The sequence below is a fragment of the Streptomyces sp. NPDC001851 genome (genome assembly GCF_040297165.1).
Classification (GTDB): domain Bacteria; phylum Actinomycetota; class Actinomycetes; order Streptomycetales; family Streptomycetaceae; genus Streptomyces.
The window spans coordinates 154122-172108 of sequence record NZ_JBEOYR010000016.1; the positions used below are offsets into that span (position 1 = coordinate 154122).

The 17987-nt window shown below is 73.2% G+C and carries 16 protein-coding genes; 7 read left to right on the forward strand and 9 right to left on the reverse strand.

From position 1 onward, the window contains the following. Positions 1–199 precede the first annotated feature (199 nt). From ABT171_RS24335 to ABT171_RS24345, 3 genes are all read left to right on the forward strand, one after another. On the forward strand, positions 200–1279 hold the full coding sequence (locus ABT171_RS24335; protein WP_503076308.1) for an AAA family ATPase: 1080 nt from the start codon (positions 200–202) through the stop codon (positions 1277–1279). After that, complete coding sequence (locus ABT171_RS24340; protein WP_351247118.1) at positions 1279–2640, forward strand: DUF58 domain-containing protein; 1362 nt, start codon at positions 1279–1281, stop codon at positions 2638–2640. The genes ABT171_RS24335 and ABT171_RS24340 overlap by 1 nt, the downstream gene beginning before the upstream one ends. Before the next feature lie 138 nt (positions 2641–2778). Beyond that, positions 2779–5160, forward strand: coding sequence for a transglutaminase TgpA family protein (locus tag ABT171_RS24345; RefSeq protein WP_351247120.1), 2382 nt, complete (start codon positions 2779–2781; stop codon positions 5158–5160). 143 nt (positions 5161–5303) lie between these two features. On the opposite strand, the gene ABT171_RS24350 is transcribed toward ABT171_RS24345, so the two are convergent. The 3 genes from ABT171_RS24350 to ABT171_RS24360 form a co-directional block, all read right to left on the reverse strand. Further along, positions 5304–5687, reverse strand: a complete 384-nt coding sequence (locus ABT171_RS24350; RefSeq protein ID WP_351247122.1) for an SCO2097 family morphological protein — start codon at positions 5685–5687, stop codon at positions 5304–5306. A 275-nt stretch (positions 5688–5962) separates the two neighbouring features. Further along, positions 5963–6733, reverse strand: a complete 771-nt coding sequence (locus tag ABT171_RS24355; RefSeq protein ID WP_351247124.1) for a methyltransferase — start codon at positions 6731–6733, stop codon at positions 5963–5965. Between the two features lie 142 nt (positions 6734–6875). Then, positions 6876–7439 carry an SAV_6107 family HEPN domain-containing protein gene (locus ABT171_RS24360; RefSeq protein WP_351247126.1) on the reverse strand — a complete coding sequence of 188 codons (564 nt, stop codon included), beginning with the start codon at positions 7437–7439 and terminating at the stop codon, positions 6876–6878. 164 nt (positions 7440–7603) lie between these two features. On the opposite strand from ABT171_RS24360, the gene ABT171_RS24365 reads away from it, so the two are divergent. The 4 genes from ABT171_RS24365 to ABT171_RS24380 all read left to right on the forward strand — a co-directional run bounded on the left by ABT171_RS24365 (position 7604) and on the right by ABT171_RS24380 (position 13065). Then, a complete protein-coding gene (locus ABT171_RS24365; RefSeq protein ID WP_351247128.1) occupies positions 7604–8434 on the forward strand; it encodes an ATP-binding cassette domain-containing protein in 831 nt (276 codons plus the stop codon). After that, entirely contained in the window at positions 8421–10505 is a 2085-nt protein-coding gene (locus ABT171_RS24370) for a YhgE/Pip family protein (RefSeq protein ID WP_351247130.1), read from the forward strand. Before ABT171_RS24365 ends, ABT171_RS24370 begins: the two co-directional genes overlap by 14 nt. Positions 10506–10552: 47 nt before the next feature. Next, positions 10553–11182 (forward strand): TetR/AcrR family transcriptional regulator, encoded by a 630-nt coding sequence (locus ABT171_RS24375; protein ID WP_351247132.1) that lies wholly within the window; start codon positions 10553–10555, stop codon positions 11180–11182. A gap of 365 nt (positions 11183–11547) precedes the next feature. After that, a complete protein-coding gene (locus ABT171_RS24380) occupies positions 11548–13065 on the forward strand; it encodes a phytoene desaturase family protein (RefSeq protein WP_351247134.1) in 1518 nt (505 codons plus the stop codon). A gap of 28 nt (positions 13066–13093) precedes the next feature. Here ABT171_RS24380 and ABT171_RS24385 read toward each other — a convergent pair whose 3' ends face one another. From ABT171_RS24385 to ABT171_RS24410, 6 genes are all read right to left on the reverse strand, one after another. Next, on the reverse strand, positions 13094–14035 hold the full coding sequence (locus ABT171_RS24385; RefSeq protein WP_351247136.1) for an SCO2102 family sporulation regulator: 942 nt from the start codon (positions 14033–14035) through the stop codon (positions 13094–13096). Positions 14036–14091: 56 nt separating this feature from the next. Next, positions 14092–15015, reverse strand: coding sequence for a methylenetetrahydrofolate reductase [NAD(P)H] (gene metF, locus ABT171_RS24390; protein ID WP_351247138.1), 924 nt, complete (start codon positions 15013–15015; stop codon positions 14092–14094). Positions 15016–15135: 120 nt separating this feature from the next. Continuing rightward, complete coding sequence (gene thiE, locus ABT171_RS24395; protein WP_351247140.1) at positions 15136–15783, reverse strand: thiamine phosphate synthase; 648 nt, start codon at positions 15781–15783, stop codon at positions 15136–15138. A gap of 91 nt (positions 15784–15874) precedes the next feature. Further along, the gene (locus tag ABT171_RS24400; protein WP_030742629.1) at positions 15875–16240 is read right to left on the reverse strand and encodes an Rv2175c family DNA-binding protein; all 366 of its coding nucleotides are present in this window, start codon (positions 16238–16240) and stop codon (positions 15875–15877) included. An 88-nt stretch (positions 16241–16328) separates the two neighbouring features. Beyond that, the gene (locus tag ABT171_RS24405) at positions 16329–17561 is read right to left on the reverse strand and encodes an NAD(P)/FAD-dependent oxidoreductase (protein WP_351247143.1); all 1233 of its coding nucleotides are present in this window, start codon (positions 17559–17561) and stop codon (positions 16329–16331) included. Between the two features lie 31 nt (positions 17562–17592). Further along, positions 17593–17943 (reverse strand): avidin-fold protein, encoded by a 351-nt coding sequence (locus ABT171_RS24410; protein WP_351247145.1) that lies wholly within the window; start codon positions 17941–17943, stop codon positions 17593–17595. Positions 17944–17987 lie beyond the last annotated feature (44 nt).

The following is a 17987-nucleotide window of genomic DNA, read 5'->3' on the forward strand; positions in this document are numbered from 1 at the left end:
CGAAAATGCGGTCGAAAAAGCCGTAAGACCGACATCGTGCGGGCAGTTGTCCACAGGCGAGTGACACGAATCGGTAACGGCGGCAAGAATGCGGGGTGTGACATCACGCGGAACTATTCCGGCGTGGTGTCCGTGTTTCGGGGTGGGCCGGTTTCGCAAGCAGCGTCGGCCCGGGAAAGTACGGGCCGAGGAGGGCCGGGTGTCGACCTATGACGATCCAGCGAGCCATGGGGGCGCCCCCGCCCGAGCGTATTCGAGGGTGGGGGAAGATCTGACCGCCACGGTGGAGCGGGTGCGCGGTTCGGTGGAGGGCGTGATCGAGGGCAAGCCCGAGGTCGTACGGCTCGCGCTGACCGTGCTGCTCGCCGAGGGCCACCTGCTGATCGAGGACGTCCCCGGGGTCGGCAAGACGATGCTGGCCAAGGCGCTGGCGCGGTCCATCGACTGCTCGGTGCGGCGTATCCAGTTCACGCCCGACCTGCTGCCCTCGGACATCACCGGGGTGTCGATCTGGGACCAGCAGCGCCGGGACTTCGAGTTCAAGCCGGGCGCCATCTTCGCGCAGATCGTGATCGGCGACGAGATCAACCGCGCCTCGCCCAAGACCCAGTCGGCGCTGCTGGAGTCCATGGAGGAGCGGCAGGTCACCATCGACGGGCAGACGTACGAACTGCCCAGCCCCTTCATGGTGGTGGCCACGCAGAACCCGGTCGAGATGGAGGGCACCTACCCGCTGCCCGAGGCCCAGCGCGACCGCTTCATGGCCCGCGTCTCCGTCGGCTATCCCAGTGTGGAGGCCGAGTTGCAGATGCTCGACATCCACGGCGGGGTGAGCCCGCTGGAGGACCTGCAGCCGGTGGCGCACGCCCACGAGATCGTGAAGCTGATCGAGGCGGTGCGCTCCGTGCACGTCTCCGAGCCGGTCCGGCGGTACGCGGTGGAGCTGGTCGCCGCCACCCGCACCCACCCCGACCTCAGACTCGGCGCCTCCCCGCGCGCGACGCTGCACCTGCTGCGCGCGGCGAAGGCGTCCGCGGCCCTCGCCGGCCGGGAGTACGCACTGCCGGACGACGTCCAGGCGCTCGCCGTCGCCGTGCTCGCACACCGCCTGCTGCCCACCGCCCAGGCCCAGCTGAACCGCCGCACGGCCGAGCAGGTCGTGCAGGAGATCCTGCAGCGCACCGCCGTGCCCGCGGCACCGGGACAGCAGGCACCGGGCTTCGGCGGCCTCGGGCGGAACGTCCCGGCCTATCCCCAGCAGCCTCCGCGGAGTCTGTGATGAGCGCCGGGGGGAGCGGGCAGGCGGAGGCCGACCGCGGGGAGTCGGGCGGCGTCCGTACGGCCCTGGCGGGCCTGACGACCCGTGGCCGTTCCTTCCTGGCGGCCGGCATCGCCGCCTCGATCTGCGCCTATGTCCTCGGCCAGAGCGATCTGCTGCGGGTCGGCCTGCTGCTGGCCGCGCTGCCGCTGATCTGCGCGACCGTGGTGTACCGCACGCGCTACCGGGTGGCCGGCACCCGCCGGCTCGCCCCCGCGCGCGTGCCGGCGGGCAGCGAGGCCCGGGTGCACCTGCGGATGGACAACGTCTCCCGGCTGCCCACCGGCCTGCTGATGCTCCAGGACCGGGTGCCCTACGTCCTGGGTCCGCGTCCCCGGTTCGTGCTGGACCGGGTGGAGCCGGGCGGCCGCCGCGAGGTGTCCTACCGGGTCCGTTCCGATCTGCGCGGCCGCTATCCGCTGGGCCCGCTGCAACTGCGCCTGACGGACCCCTTCGGGATGTGCGAACTGACCCGGTCCTTCTCGACGTTCGACACCCTCACGGTCGTCCCGCGCGTGGAACCGCTCGCCCCGGTCCGCTTCAGCGGCGAGGCCCAGGGGTACGGCGACGGGCGGCAGCGCTCCCTGGCCCTGGCCGGCGAGGACGACGTGATCCCGCGCGGCTACCGCTACGGCGACGATCTGCGCCGGGTGCACTGGCGGTCCACCGCGCGCTACGGCGAGCTGATGGTGCGCCGCGAGGAGCAGCCCCGGCGCTCGCGCTGCACCGTGCTGCTGGACACCCGGGGCGGCGCCTACGAGGGCGCGGGCCCCGACTCGGCCTTCGAGTGGGCCGTCTCCGGTGCCGCCTCGGTGCTGGCGCACATGCTCGAACGCGGCTTCTCGGTACGGCTGCTGACCGACGGCGGCAGCGTGGTGCCCGGCGAGGGGGCCGACGGGTTCGCGGGCACCGGACAGGAGACCGCGGAGGCGGCCGGGCTGATGATGGACACCCTCGCGGTGATCGACCACTCCGACGGCACGGGCCTGTCCCGCGCCTACGACGTGCTGCGCGGCGGCAACGAGGGCCTGCTGGTCGCCTTCCTGGGCGATCTGGACGAGGAGCAGGCCGCGACGGTCGCCAAGATGAGCCGGCGCAGCGGCGGTGCCGTCGCCTTCGTGCTGGACCCGGACACCTGGGTGCGCGAGTCGACCGACGTGCCCGGGCCGGGCGAGCGGCACGACGAACGGCTGCGCCTGCTGCGCGAGGCGGGCTGGACGGCACTGAGCGTGCCGCGCGGCGCCCCGCTGAACGGACTGTGGCAGCAGGCGGACCGGGAGCGTTCCGGTCTGGCCGCCGTGAGCGGGGAGGCGAGCGCATGAGCGGCCGTTCCGGACTGACCGCCTTGTGCGGGGAGGCAAGGGGATGAGCGGTCGTTCCGGGCTGAACGCCGTGAACGCGGCAGGCAAGGGCATCAGCGGTCGTTCCGGGCTGACCGCCGTGAGCGGGGAGGCATCGCGATGAGCGGGCGGGCTCGACTGGCGCTGTGCGCGGCCGCGGCCACGCTGATGGCCTCCTGCGCGCTGCTGCCCCTGGTGGCCGAGCCGACCTGGCTGCTGCAGCTGGTGCCGCTGGTGGCCGTGCAGACCGGCGTGGGCGCGGCGGCCCGCCGGGTGCCGCTGGGCCGGCCGCTGACCGTGGCGGCGCAGGCGCTGGCCACGCTGGTGCTGCTGACCCTGGTCTTCGCACGGCAGCACGCGATCATCGGACTGGTCCCCGGCCCGGACGCCTTCCGGCACTTCGCCGACCTGCTCCAGCAGGGCTCCAACGACGTCAGCGAGTACGCGATACCGGCGCCCCTCACCGACGGCATCAAGCTGATGCTGATCGGCGGCGCCCTGCTGATCGGCCTGCTGGTGGACACGCTCGCGGTGACCTTCCGCAGCGCGGCCCCGGCCGGGCTGCCGCTGCTCGCGCTGTACTCGGTGGCCGCCGGGCTGTCCCATGGCGCGGCCGACTGGCTGTGGTTCCTGGTGGCGGCGGCCGGCTATCTGATGCTGCTGCTCGCGGAGGGCCGGGACCGGCTGGCCCAGTGGGGCCGGGTCTTCGGCGGCGGGCCCGCTTCTCCGGGCTCCCCCGAGGCCGGCGCGCTGGCCCCGGTGCGCACGGGACGGCGGATCGGCGCGGTCGCGCTGGGCGTGGCCCTGATGGTCCCGCTGGCCCTGCCCGCGATGCAGGGCGGCCTGCTCGACACGGCGGGCACCGGCGTCGGGGTGGGCAGCGGCCTGGGAACCGGGGGCGGCGCGGTCAACCTGCTGGTGGCCCTGCGGGACAACCTGAACACGGACAACGACCGTCAGGTGCTGTCCCTGAAGACCAGCGGCGACGACGCCTCGGACCTGTATCTGCGGATCGCCTCGCTGGACGACTTCGACGGCACCACCTGGAAGCCGGCCCAGCGGCACATCGTCGGGGTACCGGACCGGTTCCCCACACCCATCGGCCTCGGCGCGGACGTCAGGCGCAGCACGGTGACGACCACGGTCACGGCGGCGGACTGGTACGCCCAGGACTGGCTGCCGATGCCGTACCCGCCGAGCGGGGTGAAGATCGGCGGACGCTGGCGCTACGAGCCCGTCGGCATGGCCGTCGTCGGCGACCCCGGCCAGACCACGCGCGGCGCGGCCTACCAGGTGACCAGCCTGGATGTACAGCCGACCGCGGAGCAGCTGTCCTCCGCGCCGGAGCCGCCCGCGGCCCTGAAGCGCGAGTACACCCAGGTGCCGTCCGCGCTGCCGAAAGTCGTCGCCAGGACCGCCAGGCAGATCACGGCGGGCGCGCGGAGCCACTACGAGGAAGCGGTCAAGCTCCAGGACTACTTCTCCGTCACCGGCGGCTTCCAGTACGACACCCAGGTGCAGGTCGGCCGCGGCCCGGGCGCCATCGCGAACTTCCTGAAGAGGAAGGAGGGCTTCTGCGTCCACTTCTCCTTCGCCATGGCGGCGATGGCCCGCACCCTGGGCATCCCGGCCCGGGTCGCGGTGGGCTTCGCCCCGGGCACCCCGCAGGCGGACGGCAGCATCACGGTGAGCCAGAAGGACGCGCACGCCTGGCCCGAGCTGTACTTCGAGGGCGTCGGCTGGACCCGCTTCGAGCCGACCCCGACCCGCGGTACGACGCCGTCGTACACCCGGCCGGACACGCCCGGCACCTCGCTGCCGGACCAGGACCTGCCCTCGCACCACTCGTCCACGGCGCCCTCGGCGGCGCCCTCGGCGAGTGAGAGCTGCACGCCCCAGCTGGTCAAGCTCCAGGGGTGCGACACCGCGTCCGCCGCGGCGGCCCCGAGCAGCGGCGACGGCGGCCCGGGACCGGGGTGGTATCTGCTGATCGGCCTGGCCGCGCTGGTGGTGCTGGCGGTGCCGTTCGCGCCTCTGCTGTGGCGGCTGCGGGTGCGGTCGGTGCGGCTGGGCGGGCACGCCCGGACCGAACAGGGCGCGGCGGCGCACACCCTGGCCGCCTGGCAGGAGCTGACGGACAGCGCCTGGGATCACGGCATCCCGCCGGACGAGTCGCTGACCCCGCGCGGGGCGGCCGACCGGATCGTCGGGCTCGGACAGCTGGACCCGGCGGCCGGTGCCGCGGTGCACCGGATCGCGGACGCGGTGGAGCAGGTGCTGTACGCGCCCCGGCCGCGCCCCGCGGCGGGCATGGCCGAGGACGTGCACCGGGTGATCGAGGGACTGCGCGGCGCGGTGGGCACCGGCACCCGGCTGCGGGCGCTGTTCCTGCCCCGCTCGTCGGTGCGGGTGCTCTGGGCGGTGGCTGCCCGCTGGTCGGCGCTCCGGGCACGGGCGGCTGCGAGGCCCGGCCTGCGCCGGCCGTCGCAGCAGCGGGGCTGAGACAAAGGTCAAGGCAGGGAACGGCTGAGACAAAGGTCAAGGCAGGGCTGAGACAAGGTGAGGGGCGACCACCGGTGGTGGTCGCCCCTCGACGTCGTCTGTCGGCGGTGTCTGTCGGCGGCCCCGCGGAGACCGCCGGACGGTTACCGGCCCTGTTCGTCCCGGCGGCGCTGCCAGCGCTCTTCGATCCGATCCATCATGGAGCGCTTCGGCCGCACCTGACGGCCGACGGCGCCCGCGGGCTGCTCGCCGGGCTTCGGGGCCTTGCGCCAGCCCGTGACGGCGAGTACGGCACAGCCCAGCATGACGAGGAAACCCACCACGCTGACCCAGATCAGCTGCGCGACCATTCCGGCCATGAGGAGCGCGATACCCACGAGGAAGCCTGCGACCGCCTGGTAGACCCGCCGCCGGGTGTACGAACGCAGCCCGCTTCCCTCAAGCGCCGACGCGAACTTGGGATCTTCGGCGTACAGCGCTCGCTCCATCTGCTCGAGCATGCGCTGCTCGTGCTCCGAGAGCGGCACGGAGTCCTCCTCATCGTGCAGTCGCCGGGGCGACCCGGGGGGTCCCTTCAGGATAGGCAGGGAATCGCCCCCGTGAAACCCGCCCCTCTACGCCAATTGGCCAACCGGAACCGTCATGGCCGTCCCGGCTCGCTGAGGCTTCCATTCCCCGGCGACCGACCCGTCATGCCGGGTGGTGTACCTCGATCATACGGCGCAAACCCCACGATCGGGCGTCTTGTGGCGTACTCCATCCGCTGCCGAGGCCCTGATCAGCGGCGGGTCACCTCAGTCGCTCAGGCCTCGGCGGCACCCCGCGTCTCGCCGAGCACATGCAGCTGGGTGGCGACGGAGTGGAACGCGGGCTGCTCGGCCGCGGCGGCCTCCAGCTTCAGGAGCGCGTCGAGGGCGCCGGGCTCGGTGTCCACCAGGACGCCGGGGACGAGGTCGGCGAAGACCCGCACGCCGTGCACGGCACCGACCTTCAGGCCGGCGCCCTCGACCAGCGCGGTGAGCTGCTCGGCGGTGAACCGGCGGGGCATCGGGTCACCGGCGCCCCAGCGGCCGTCGGGGTCCGTCAGCGCCTGCCGGGCCTCGGTGAAGTGGCCGGCGAGGGCGCGGGCGAGCACGGCACCGCCGAGGCCCGCGGCGAGCAGGCTGAGAACGCCCTCGGAGCGCAGCGCGGCGACCGCGTTGCGCACACCCTCGGCCGGGTCGTCGACGTACTCCAGGACGCCATGGCACAGCACGGCGTCGTAGGCACCGCGCTCGACCACGTCGAACAGCCCGTGCGCATCGCCCTGGACGCCCCGGACCCGGTCGACGACGCCGGCCTCGGCGGCCCGGCGCTCCAGCGCGAACAGGGCGTTCGGGCTGGGGTCGACCACGGTGACACGGTGGCCGAGCCGGGCGACGGGCACGGCGAAGTTGCCGCTGCCGCCGCCGGTGTCGAGGACGTCCAGCGACTCCCGTCCCGTGGCCTTGACCCGCCGGTCGAGGGCGTCCTGGAGGACCTCCCAGACCACGGCGGTACGGAGGGAAGCGCGGGGTCGCATCGGGTCCGACACGGCAGTTGACTCCTCGGCAGGGCTGGACGGCTTCGGATGACTCCACCCTATGGCCTCCGGTGCCCTGCCTGGTCACCTCGGACGGGTACGCCCGGGCGGGTCTCGAACGGCGCTCGTGGTCACGCGTGCTCCCGTCCGGTGGTCAGCCCGCGTCCGGCAGGCCGCCGCGTGTTCCCGGGCGGTCGGATCCACCGGAATCCTGGCGGGGCTGCGGCAGGACCGGCTGGAGGACGAGCATGCGCTCGACGATGCGCAGGAACACCCCCACGTCCCGTATCAGGTCGTCGGCGTCCCGTCGGCTCGCCGCTCCCCGGATGCCGGCCTCGGCACGGGCACGGCGGGCGGCGCCGGAGGCGAACAGCGCGCTCCACTCGGTCAGTTCGGGGACGATCTCGGGGAGCACTTCCCAGGCGCTGCGGATCCGGGCGCGACGGCGCGGGGAGGTCTCGGGGCGGCCCCGGGCGGCGAGCACGGCGGCGGCGGTGCGCAGGGCGGCGAGGTGGGCCGTCGCATAGCGCTCGTTCGGCGCTTCCAGGACGGTGGCCTCCTCCAGTCCGGCGCGGGCCTGGGCGAGCAGGTCGAGGGCGGCGGGCGGGGCCGTGGCCCGGCGGAGCACGGGGTGCACGTCGCTCGCCGGGCCGGTCAGTGAGGGGGCAGGGCCGGTGGCGCGGCGCCGGCGGGCGGCGGCTGCGGAGGGATTGGCCATGACGAACCTCCTGTCGTCTGGGTGACGGCACGAATGCCGTATGTGCCCATCGTGAGGTATGGCACTGACAATCCGTTCTGACCTGGGGCTTTGCCTCGATCACAGGTTCGGCGTATTTTTGAACTGACCAGTCAGTTCAAAAACCTGAATCCGCAGGGGGACTTGTGGACGGCGTGCACGTCAGGGCCGAGGGCCTCGGGCTCAAGGGGCCGCGGGGGTGGGCCTTCCGCGGCATCACCCTCGACGCGGCCCCCGGCTCACTCATCGCGATCGAGGGACCGTCCGGCTCCGGCCGTACCTGTCTGCTGCTCGCACTCACGGGACGGATGAAGCCCACCGAGGGAGTGGCCACCGTCGGCGGATTCAAACTCCCCCGGCACATGGCCCGGCTGCGCCGTGTCAGCGCGGTCGCCAACGTGACCGGGGTGACGGACCTGGAGCCGGCCCTGACCGTCGCCGAGCACCTGCGCGAACGGGCCCTGCTGCAGAGCCGCTTCGGGGACTCCCTGCGCGACCTGCTGCACCCCCGCGCCCAGCGCACGCACGAGGCACGGCTGCGCGTCGACGCCGCCCTGGCCACCGCCCGGCTCGACCTCGACACGCTGCCCAAGGGCTCCCGGACGGCCGTGCGTGACCTGGAACGGCCGCAGGAACTGCGCCTGTCCATCGCGCTCGCGCTGCTCGGCCGGCCCGGACTGCTCGGCGTCGACGACATCGACATGAAGCTCTCGGACACCGAACGCGCCGAGCTGTGGGACCTGCTGCGGTCCCTCACGCGCGCGGGGACGACGGTGGCGGTCGTCTGCCGCACCGCCCCCGGTGACTGCGTCGTCGTACCGACCGGGCCCGCGGACACCGAGGCGGAGGCCGGCCGGAGCGGCGAGAGGCACGGCCGGGCGGAGGCCGGCCGGAGCGGCGGGACGGACGCCGGAGCGGACGCCCACATGAGCGGCGGGAACAACGACCCGAAGGAGGACGTCGATGCGCTCGCCTAGGCTGGCCGCGCTGGAGCTGAGGCGCTTCGGGCGCGGGAGGCTGCCGCGCGCCGCCCTCGTCGCGCTGCTCGTGCTGCCCCTGCTCTACGGCGCCCTGTACCTGTGGTCCTTCTGGGACCCGTACGGCCGTCTGGACCGCATTCCGGTGGCGCTGGTGAACGACGACAAGGGCGCCACAGCGGGCGGGAAGAGGATCAGTGCCGGTGCGGACATCGTCGACGGGCTGCGCGACAGCCGGACCTTCGCGTGGCACCGGGTGAGCGACGAGGAGGCCCGCAGGGGCGTCGAGGACGGCACGTACTACCTGTCGCTGACCCTGCCGTCCGACCTCAGCCGGCGGATCGCCTCCAGTTCCGGCGCCTCCCCGCAGACCGGCGCCCTCCAGGTGCGCACCAACGACGCGAACAACTACATCGTCGGCCAGATCTCACGCACCGTCTTCAACGAGGTCCGCACGGCCGCCTCCACCAAGACCTCGCGCACCTTCCTGGACAAGATCTTCGTCTCCTTCTCCGACATCCACGACAAGACCGTCACGGCCGCCGAGGGCGCCGACAAGCTGAACACCGGCATCGGGAAGGCGGAGAAGGGCTCCAAGGACCTCGCCGACGGCCTGCGGGACGCCAGCAGCGGCAGCGGCAAGCTGGTCACGGGCCTGCAGCAGCTGAACACGGGGGCCGGTGACCTCCAGGACGGTTCCCGGCGGGTCGCCGACGGCACGAAGACGCTCGCCGACAAGGTCAACGGCGTCTACGGCACGGCCGGCCCGTTCCTGAAGGACAACGGGAAGACCATCGGGGACACCGCCCGCCTGGTCTCCGACTCGGCCAGGGCCGTCAAGGACAACCTCGACGAGCTGGTGGAGCACGCCCCGGACGCCGCGAAGCTCGCCCACGCGAACGCCGGCATCCTGGACGCGATCTACAAGGCGCGCTGCGAGACCGCCACGCTCCCCGACCCGAACTGCGCCGACCTCAAGCGGGCCAGGAGGGCCACCGCCGAGGTGGCCACCGTGGCCGACGACCTCAACACGCTGATCGCCGACCAGAACGGCGACCTCAAGACCATGCGGGACAACCTCGGCACCCTGCAGAAGCAGGCCACGGCACTCGAAAGGCGCGCACCGCACCTGTACGAGGACGTCGACGACGCCGTCAACAAGATCAACAAGCTGAACGACGGCGCGCAGAAGGTCGCCGCCGGCGCCAGGAAGCTGCACACCGGACTCGGCACCGCCCAGACCGGCGCGACCACGCTGGACAAGGGCATCGGCACGGCCGCCTCGGGCGCCCAGACCCTGAACGGTGGCCTGTACAAGCTGTCCGACGGCTCGGACAGGCTCGCCGGCGGACTGCACGACGGCGCCGGGAAGATCCCGGACTACGGCAAGAAGGACCGCGACCAGCACACCGGCGTGATGGCCGACCCGGTCCAGCTGGCCTCCCACGACCTGCACAAGGCACCGAACTACGGCACCGGTTTCGCCCCGTACTTCATCCCGCTGTCGCTGTGGGTGGGCGCGATGGTCGCCTACATGCTGATCCCGCCGCTCAACCGGCGCGCCCTGGCGGCCGGTTCACCGGCCTGGCGGATCGCGCTCGCGGGCTGGCTGCCGGTGGTCGCGGTGGGCGTGCTCCAGGTGGTCGCGCTGATGGCCGTACTGCACTGGGCGATCGGTCTGCAGATGCTGCGCGCGGCCGGCACGATCGGCTTCCTGTGCCTGGTCACCGCGTGCTTCGCGGCGATCGTGCAGTGGCTGAACGCCCGCTTCGGCGCGGCCGGCCGGATCCTGGTCCTCGCGCTGCTGATGCTCCAGCTGACCTCGGCGGGCGGCACCTACCCGGTGCAGACCAGCCCGGGTTTCTTCAACGCGATCCACCCGTTCCTGCCGATGAGCTACATCGTGGCGGCGCTGCGCCGGCTGATCACGGGCGGCGGGCTCGGCCCGGTGTGGCAGGCGTGCGGTGTGCTCGCCGCGTTCACCGCGGGCGCGCTCGCGCTGACCGCCCTCGCGGCCCGGCGGCGCCAGGTGTGGACGCTGGACCGGCTGCACCCCGAGCTGAGCCTGTGATCGGCAAGCGGCCACCGCATGCGCGCGTACCTGTGAGAATCAAGGCCATGGAAAGCAGCAGCGCCAGGTCAGGCGGCAGCACGCGCCGCGAGGCCACCCGGCAGAAGCTCTACGAGGCGGCCGTCACGCTCATCGCCGAGCAGGGCTTCTCCGCCACCACGGTGGACGAGATCGCGGAGCGGGCCGGGGTCGCGAAAGGCACGGTCTACTACAACTTCGCGAGCAAGTCGGTCCTCTTCGAGGAGCTGCTGCGGCACGGTGTGGGCCTGCTCACCGCCTCCCTGAAGGAGGCGGCCGAGCAGACCGCGGCCGAGGGCGGCGGCAAGGTCGACGCGCTGGACGCGATGGTCCGCGCGGGTCTGGTCTTCATCGACCGCTACCCGGCCTTCACCCAGCTGTACGTGGCCGAGCTGTGGCGCACCAACCGGGCCTGGCAGTCCACGCTGATGGTGGTCCGGCAGGAGGCCGTCGCGGTCGTCGAGGGCGTGCTGCGCGAGGGCGTGGCGGGCGGCGAGTTCAGCGACGAGATCGATGTCCAGCTGACGGCGGCCGCGCTGGTCGGCATGGTCCTGGTGGCCGCGCTGGACTGGAAGTCGTTCCAGCCGGAGCGCTCGCTCGACGACGTTCACGCGGCCCTGTCCCGGCTGCTCCAGGGACGCGTGAGCGGCAAGGGCTGAGCGTACGAGGAAGGCGCCGGTCCGCTGCCGGACCGGCGCCTTCATATTCCCCGTACTCCCCCGTACTCCCCCGTACGGTCTTCCCCCGATGGTCCCCCGTGGGTGGTCGTCCCCCGGGTCCCCCGACTCGCTTCCGCCGACGGATCGGCGGAAGGAGCGGCCAGGTGGCGGGCGCCGTTCCGCCGCCCCGTGTCGGCGGTGCCGGACCTCGCTCCTGTGCCGTGCCTCCACTCTCCCGTTCGAACGGGCCGCGGCCCATCCGCGCACGTACTCATCTCGCGAACTGAGTACGGATACTCAGGAGCCCGCACGCGACCCCACGCCCGGGGACCGGATTGTCAGTGGCGGTCGATAAAGTCGCAGGCATGGCACGGATTGCGGTGATCGGCGCCGGGATGGGCGCGATGGCGGCCGCTGCCCGGCTGGCCGTCGCGGGCCACCGGGTGGCGGTGTACGAGCGTACGGAGACATACGGCGGCGCGGTGCGCCGGTTCGAGCGGGACGGGTTCGCCTTCGACACCGGCCCGGGACTGCTGACGCTGCCCGCCGTGTACCGCGATCTGTTCGTCAAGACCGGCAAGGAGCCGCTGGAGGACTGCGTCGAGCTGGTCCAGGTCGATCCGTCCGCGCGGCATGTCTTCGCGGACGGCACCGAGGTGTCCCTGCCGAACGCCTCGCGCGCGGGGGTGGTGGCGGCCCTGGACGAGGCGCTGGGTGCGGGGGCGGGCGAGCGCTGGGGTGGCTTCCTGGTGCGGGCCAGGGAGGCCTGGGACCGCACGCGCAGACCGCTGCTGGAGGAGCCGCTGTGGCCCAACTGGCAGGTGCTGGCCGAGAAGGAGCCGTATCCGGCCGTCCCGCACCGGCGCCTGCTGCGCACCCGGTACGCGCGCACGCTGTCCGAGATCGGCTCCCTGGAGCTGGGCGACGAGCGCCTGGCGGCTCTGCTGGAGGGTTCCGCACTCGCCCACGGCCTCGATCCGCGGACCGCTCCGGCGAGCGCGGCCGTGCTGCCCTACATGGAGCACGCCTTCGGCACCTGGTATGTGCGCGGCGGCATCCGGGAGCTGGCGCGCGCGGTGTACGAGCGGTGCGTGCAGCGGCGGGTCGAGTTCGTCTTCGGCGCGGAAGTCGTCCGGATCCTGGAGAAGGAAGGCCGTGCGGCGGGCGTGGAGTTGGCGGACGGCACGGTGGCCGAGGCGGACTTCGTGGTGGCCGGTGTCGCCCCGGACGCCCTCGGCCGGTTCGTGACCGGCACGGCCCTCCGCGGTGACGGCGAGGTCGCGCCGCAGCGCGGGACGCCGAGCCGGCTCACGGTGCTGCTGGCGTTGCGCGGCGAGCGGCCGCACGGTGCGGCCCACCGGACCGTGGTGCACGCGGAGGACCGGGACAGCGAGCTGGAGCGGCTGTTCGGCGGCTTCGAGGGGACGGCGGCGCGCCCGACCGTCACCGTGCTGCGGCCCGGCGACCCGGCGCTGGTGCCGGACGCCGGCCATGAGTCGGTCGTGCTGTCCTCGGTGGTCCCCGCCCTGGCCCGGGAGGAGAGCCGGACCGGGCGTGCCGTCTTCGACCAGCACGCCGAGGCCGTGATCGAGGTGGCCGAGCGGGCCGTACCCGGGCTGCGGGACCGCATCCTGTGGAAGGAGGTGCGCACCCCTGCCGCCGTCGAGGAGGCCACGGGCGCGGCGGGCGGCGCGGTGCCGGCCCCGGCACTCGCGGCCGGTGCCGGGCGCCTGCTGCACCCGGGCAACAGCACGAGGCTGGCCGGCCTCTTCACCGCCGGCGGCTGGTCGCACCCCGGCGGTGGACTGCCGCACGCGGGCATGTCCGGCGCGCTGGTGGCGGGTCTGATCGTGGAGGGGCCGGGGTTCCGCGGCTCCCAGTGAGCGGGCCCGGGGCGAGCGGGCTCAGGCCTCAGAAACGGTACTGCTCGTCGTACCCGGCGCCCGGCTGCGGCTGCTGGGCGTGGCCGTGCCCCTGCCCCTGGTACGGGTAGGGCTGCTCCTGCGGGAGTTCGCCGCCGTAGGTCTCGTCGGTGCGCTGCTGCGGTACCCACACCCCGCCCGCCGGGGTCTCGCCGTAACCGCCGCCGGCGTACGGGTCCTGGGCGTAGCCCTGCTGGCCGTACTGCCCCGAGGCGCCGGTGTCGTACGAGGCGCCGCCGTAGGGCTGGCTGCCGATGTACGGGTCGGAGTAGTTGGCGTAGGCCTGCTGGCCACCGGAGTCGTAGCCGTAGCCCTGCTGGCCGTAGCCCGAGTAGTCGTAGGCGTAGCTCTGCTGCTCCGCGCCCTGGGTCTGGGCCTGGGCGGCGCCCGCGTAGGCGGTGTCGCCGTAGACGCCGTAGGAGCCGGTCTCCTCGGGCAGGGGCTGCGGCTCGTAGACGGCGGTGGTCTCGGCGGCGGTGGGGTCCCCGGGCCGGGGGGCCGGGGTGAAGACGTCGTCGCGGTCGTAGTCGTCGTCGTGACCCTGCTGGTAGACGGCCTCGCCCAGGTCCCGGTCGTCGTCCGGGCCGCCGGGCTCCAGGCCGGGGGCCTCCGGCTGCGGGTCGTGCCGGACCGCCTTGCCGCGGCGGCGCTTGCTGGCGCCGGCGGTCTCGGCGTCCGGGCGCTTGACCGCCCAGCCCGCGGCGAAGCCCCGGCGGAACGAGAGCGTGACATAGGTCTGGCCGACCGCGAAGGCGATGGCGCCGACGCCGATCACGATCACGGACGGCATCAGCACGCCGACCACGACCCCGAGGAAGCCGGTGAACGCGAGCAGCCGCCAGCGCAGGCGTGCCTTGTACTGCAGCAGCACCTCGCCCAGCAACCACAGTGCGACGATGCCGAACGCGATGTAGAGGACCGTCCAGCCCATGTACGCCCCTCTCCCAGTGACCGCTACGCAGTGTGTCGTATCGCGGTGCGGCCGGTCTAGGCCTGCGGGGGGTGGTGCAGGCCCAGGTTCTCGTAGATTTCCAGCGTCGCCGTGGAGTTGTTGAGCGTGATGAAGTGCAGTCCGGGCACCCCCTCGGCGAGCAGCCGAGCGCAGAACTCCGTGGCGAAGTCGATACCGATGGAGCGTACCGCCGCCGGATCGTCCTTCGCTGCGAGGATCCGCTCTTTCAGGGCGTCCGGGAAGACGGCGTTGCTGAGTCTGGGCAACCGTTCCAGCATCTTCACGCTGGTGACCGGCAGGACCTCCGGGATCACCGGGGTGTCACAGCCCGCGGCCGCCACACGGTCGCGCAGCCTGAGATACGACTCCGGCTGGAAGAACATCTGTGTGATGGCGTAGTCGGCGCCCGCACGGCACTTGTCCACGAAGTGGGCGACGTCGGTGTCCCACTCCGTGGAGCGGGGGTGCATCTCCGGGAACGCGGCGACGCCCACGCAGAAGTCGCCCGACTCCTTGATGAGCCGGACGAGTTCGGCGGCATAGGTCAGGCCCCGCGGGTGCGGGACCCACTCGCCCATGGGGTCGCCGGGCGGGTCGCCGCGCACGGCCAGCATGTTGCGGATCCCGGCGTCCGCGTACTGGCCGATGATGTTGCGCAGTTCGGCGATGGAGTGGTCGACCGCGGTGAGGTGGGCGACCGGGGTGAGCGTGGTGTCGGCGACGATCTGCTCGGTCTCCTTGACCGTGCCGGCGCGGGTGGAGCCGCCGGCGCCGTAGGTCACGGAGACGAAGTCGGGCGCGACCGCCTCGACCCGCCGGAGCGCGCTCCACAGGTTCCGCTCGCCCTTCGGGGTCTTCGGCGCCGAGAACTCGAACGAGTACGTCGTCTTGCCGGTGGCGAGGATCTCGCGCACGGTGCGTGCGCGATCAGTCCTGGTGGATGCGGTTCCGAGGGCCATACGGGCAGGTTAGCCAGGGGTGGGCGGTCCCCCAACCGAATGCCGGAAATTTGCCCGAATTGCCGCTTCTCTGTCCACTCCTTGGACAACAGCGTGGACAGGACGGCGCGGCAGGCGCCGCTAGGCCTGCCGCAGCCGCTTCGCGAACTCCGCGGCGGCCGCTCCCGGGTCGTCGGCCTCGGTGATCGCGCGGACCACGACCACTCTGCGGGCGCCCGCGTCCAGCACCTGGTCGAGGCGGGGCAGGTCGATGCCGCCGATCGCGAACCAGGGGCGGTCGGTCCCCAGGCCGGCGGTGTACCGGACCAGGTCGAGGCCCGGGGCGTGGCGGCCGGGCTTGGTGGGGGTGGGCCAGCACGGGCCGGTGCAGAAGTAGTCCACGCCGTCCTGCACGGCGGCCGCGGCGGCCTCGGACTCGGCGTGCGTGGAGCGGCCGACGAGCACCTCCTCGCCGAGGATGGCGCGGGCCGCGGGGACCGGCAGGTCGCCCTGTCCGAGGTGCAGCACATCGGCGCGGGCGGCGTGGGCGACGTCCGCGCGGTCGTTCACCGCGAGGAGCTTGCCGTGCCGGGCGCAGGCGTCCGCGAAGACCTCCAGGTGCCGCAGTTCCTCGGCGGCCTCCAGGCCCTTGTCGCGCAGCTGGACGATGTCGACACCGCCGGCCAGGACCGCGTCCAGGAACTCGGGCAGGTCGCCCTGGCGCGTGCGCGCGTCCGTGCAGAGGTACAGACGGGCGTCGGCGAGCGCGGCGCGTGCGGTGTCGGACATACGTGGTCCCCCCTGAAGGGTGTGCGGGCGGCCGGCGCGGGGGCGTGCGGGCACACCGGCCCGCCCGCCCCCGCGCGTGCTGCGGGTCGGCTCAGACGGCGAGCGCCTGGGCCCGGCGCTTCACCTCCGTGCCGCGATTCTCGCTCAGGGCCTGCGCGGGGGTGCCGGGCAGGGTCGGGTCAGGGGTGAAGAGCCATTCGATCATCTCTTCGTCCGTGAAGCCGTCGTCCCGCAGGAGCGTCAGGGTGCCGGACAGGCCCTTGACGACCTTGTCCCCGTCGATGAAGGCGGCGGGGACGTGCAGCGCGCGGTTCTCACCTCGGCGTACGGCGATGAGCTGGCCCTCCTTGACCAGCTGCCGCACGCGCGTCACCTCGACGCCGAGCTGTTCGGCGATGTCGGGGAGGGTGAGCCAGGCGGGGACGAGAGCATCGATCTTTGCGTCAATCTCGGTCACGGCAACAGGGTAGTACCGGGGATGCGCCGTCGTTCCGCTGCGGGTGCGTCGTGGCTGGTGGCGCGGTTCCCCGCGCCCCTTCGGGACACTAGCCGGCCGTGGCGTCCTTCAGCGGGCGGGCCGGGTCCGCCAGAGCCTGCGGGTCCATGCTCCGGCCGGACTCGATCAGGCGCCGCCCCTGCGCCAGATCACGCGGTCGGCCCACCGCCAGCAGGGCCACCAGGCGGTCGCCGCGCAGCCAGCACACCGACCAGGCCGGACCCCTCGGGTCGCCCCGCCACACCAGCCGGTCGGCGGCGGCGTGGTGGCCGGCGTACTGCACGAAGCGGCCGAACTGCTCGGACCAGAAGTACGGCACCGGGTCGTAGACCGCCGGGGTCTCGCCGAGGATGTTGGCGGCGACCGTGCGGGGGCCCTGCAGGGCGTTGTCCCAGTGGTGGACGAGCAGCCGTTCGCCGTAGCGGGCGGAGGGGAAGGAGGCGCAGTCGCCGACGGCGTACACGTCCTCGGCGGAGGTGCGCAGCCGGTCGTCGGCGAGGACGTCGCCGTGCGGGCCCAGCTCGATGCCGGAGCCGGCCAGCCAGGCGGTGGCGGGGCGGGCGCCGATACCGACGACGACGGCGCCCGCGGGCAGCCGGGTACCGTCCGCGAGCACGACCGCGCCGGGCTCGACGCGCTCCACGCGCGCGTGCGTGCGAAGGTCGGCCCCGGCGTCGGCGTACCAGGCGGCCATCGGGGCGGCGACCTCGGCGGGCAGGGCGCCGGCGAGCGGGCGGGCGGCGGCCTCCACGACGGTCACCGCGCAGCCGGCCTCGCGGGCGGCCGTGGCGAACTCGGCGCCGATCCAGCCGGCGCCGACCACCACGATCTCGTGCTGCCGGGCGAGCACCGGCCGCAGCCGTTCGGCGTCGTCCAGGGTGCGCAGCAGATGCACGCCGGGCACGCCCTCGGTGCCGGGCAGGGTGATCGGTTCGGCGCCGGTGGCGAGGACCAGGACGTCGTACGGCACCGTGCCCTGCTCGGTGTCCAGCTGGTGCGCGGCGGGGCGCACGCCCAGTACCTCGCAGCCGAGCCGCAGCTCGACCCCGAGCGACTCGAAGTCCACGTCGAAGGCGGAGTCCTCGGCCTTGCCGAGCAGTACGGCCTTGGACAGCGGCGGCCGGTCGTACGGCTGGTGGGGTTCGGCGCCGATCAGGGTGACGGTGCCCTTGAAGCCCTGTTCGCGCAGGGCGACCGCGGTCTGCACCCCGGCCATGCCGGCGCCGACGACGACCACGCGCCGCCCCTGTGACGTGCCCTCTTGTGCTGTCTGCTCGCTCACCCGATCACCATAGACAGTGACGGAACGTCAGTCAGCGGGCGTGCTCGGTGACCTGTTCCACAACACTCGTGCCGGAGCCCGCCCGGGACTCCCACTCCCAGGTCTCCTCCAGCCGCACCCGCCCGTCCGGCAGCTCGACGACCGTGGACACACAGTGCCCGGAGGCGGTCGACCCGTCGGTCCTCAGCTGGACGTAGCGGAAGTCCAGCCGGTCGCCCTCCCGGGTGCCGACCAGATGGCCGCGGACCACGTCGCCGCCCGCGTACTCGGCCCAGATCCCGCCGTCCTCCTCGTGGTAGGCGAACCGGGTCCGGGTGCCCACCTGACCTGGGGCTTGGTCCGCCACGGGGGCGAATATCAGTCCGTCGAGCGACCGGGACATGGGCAGGGGCTCCCTTACGGATGACGAGCGGGGCGGGCTAGGGT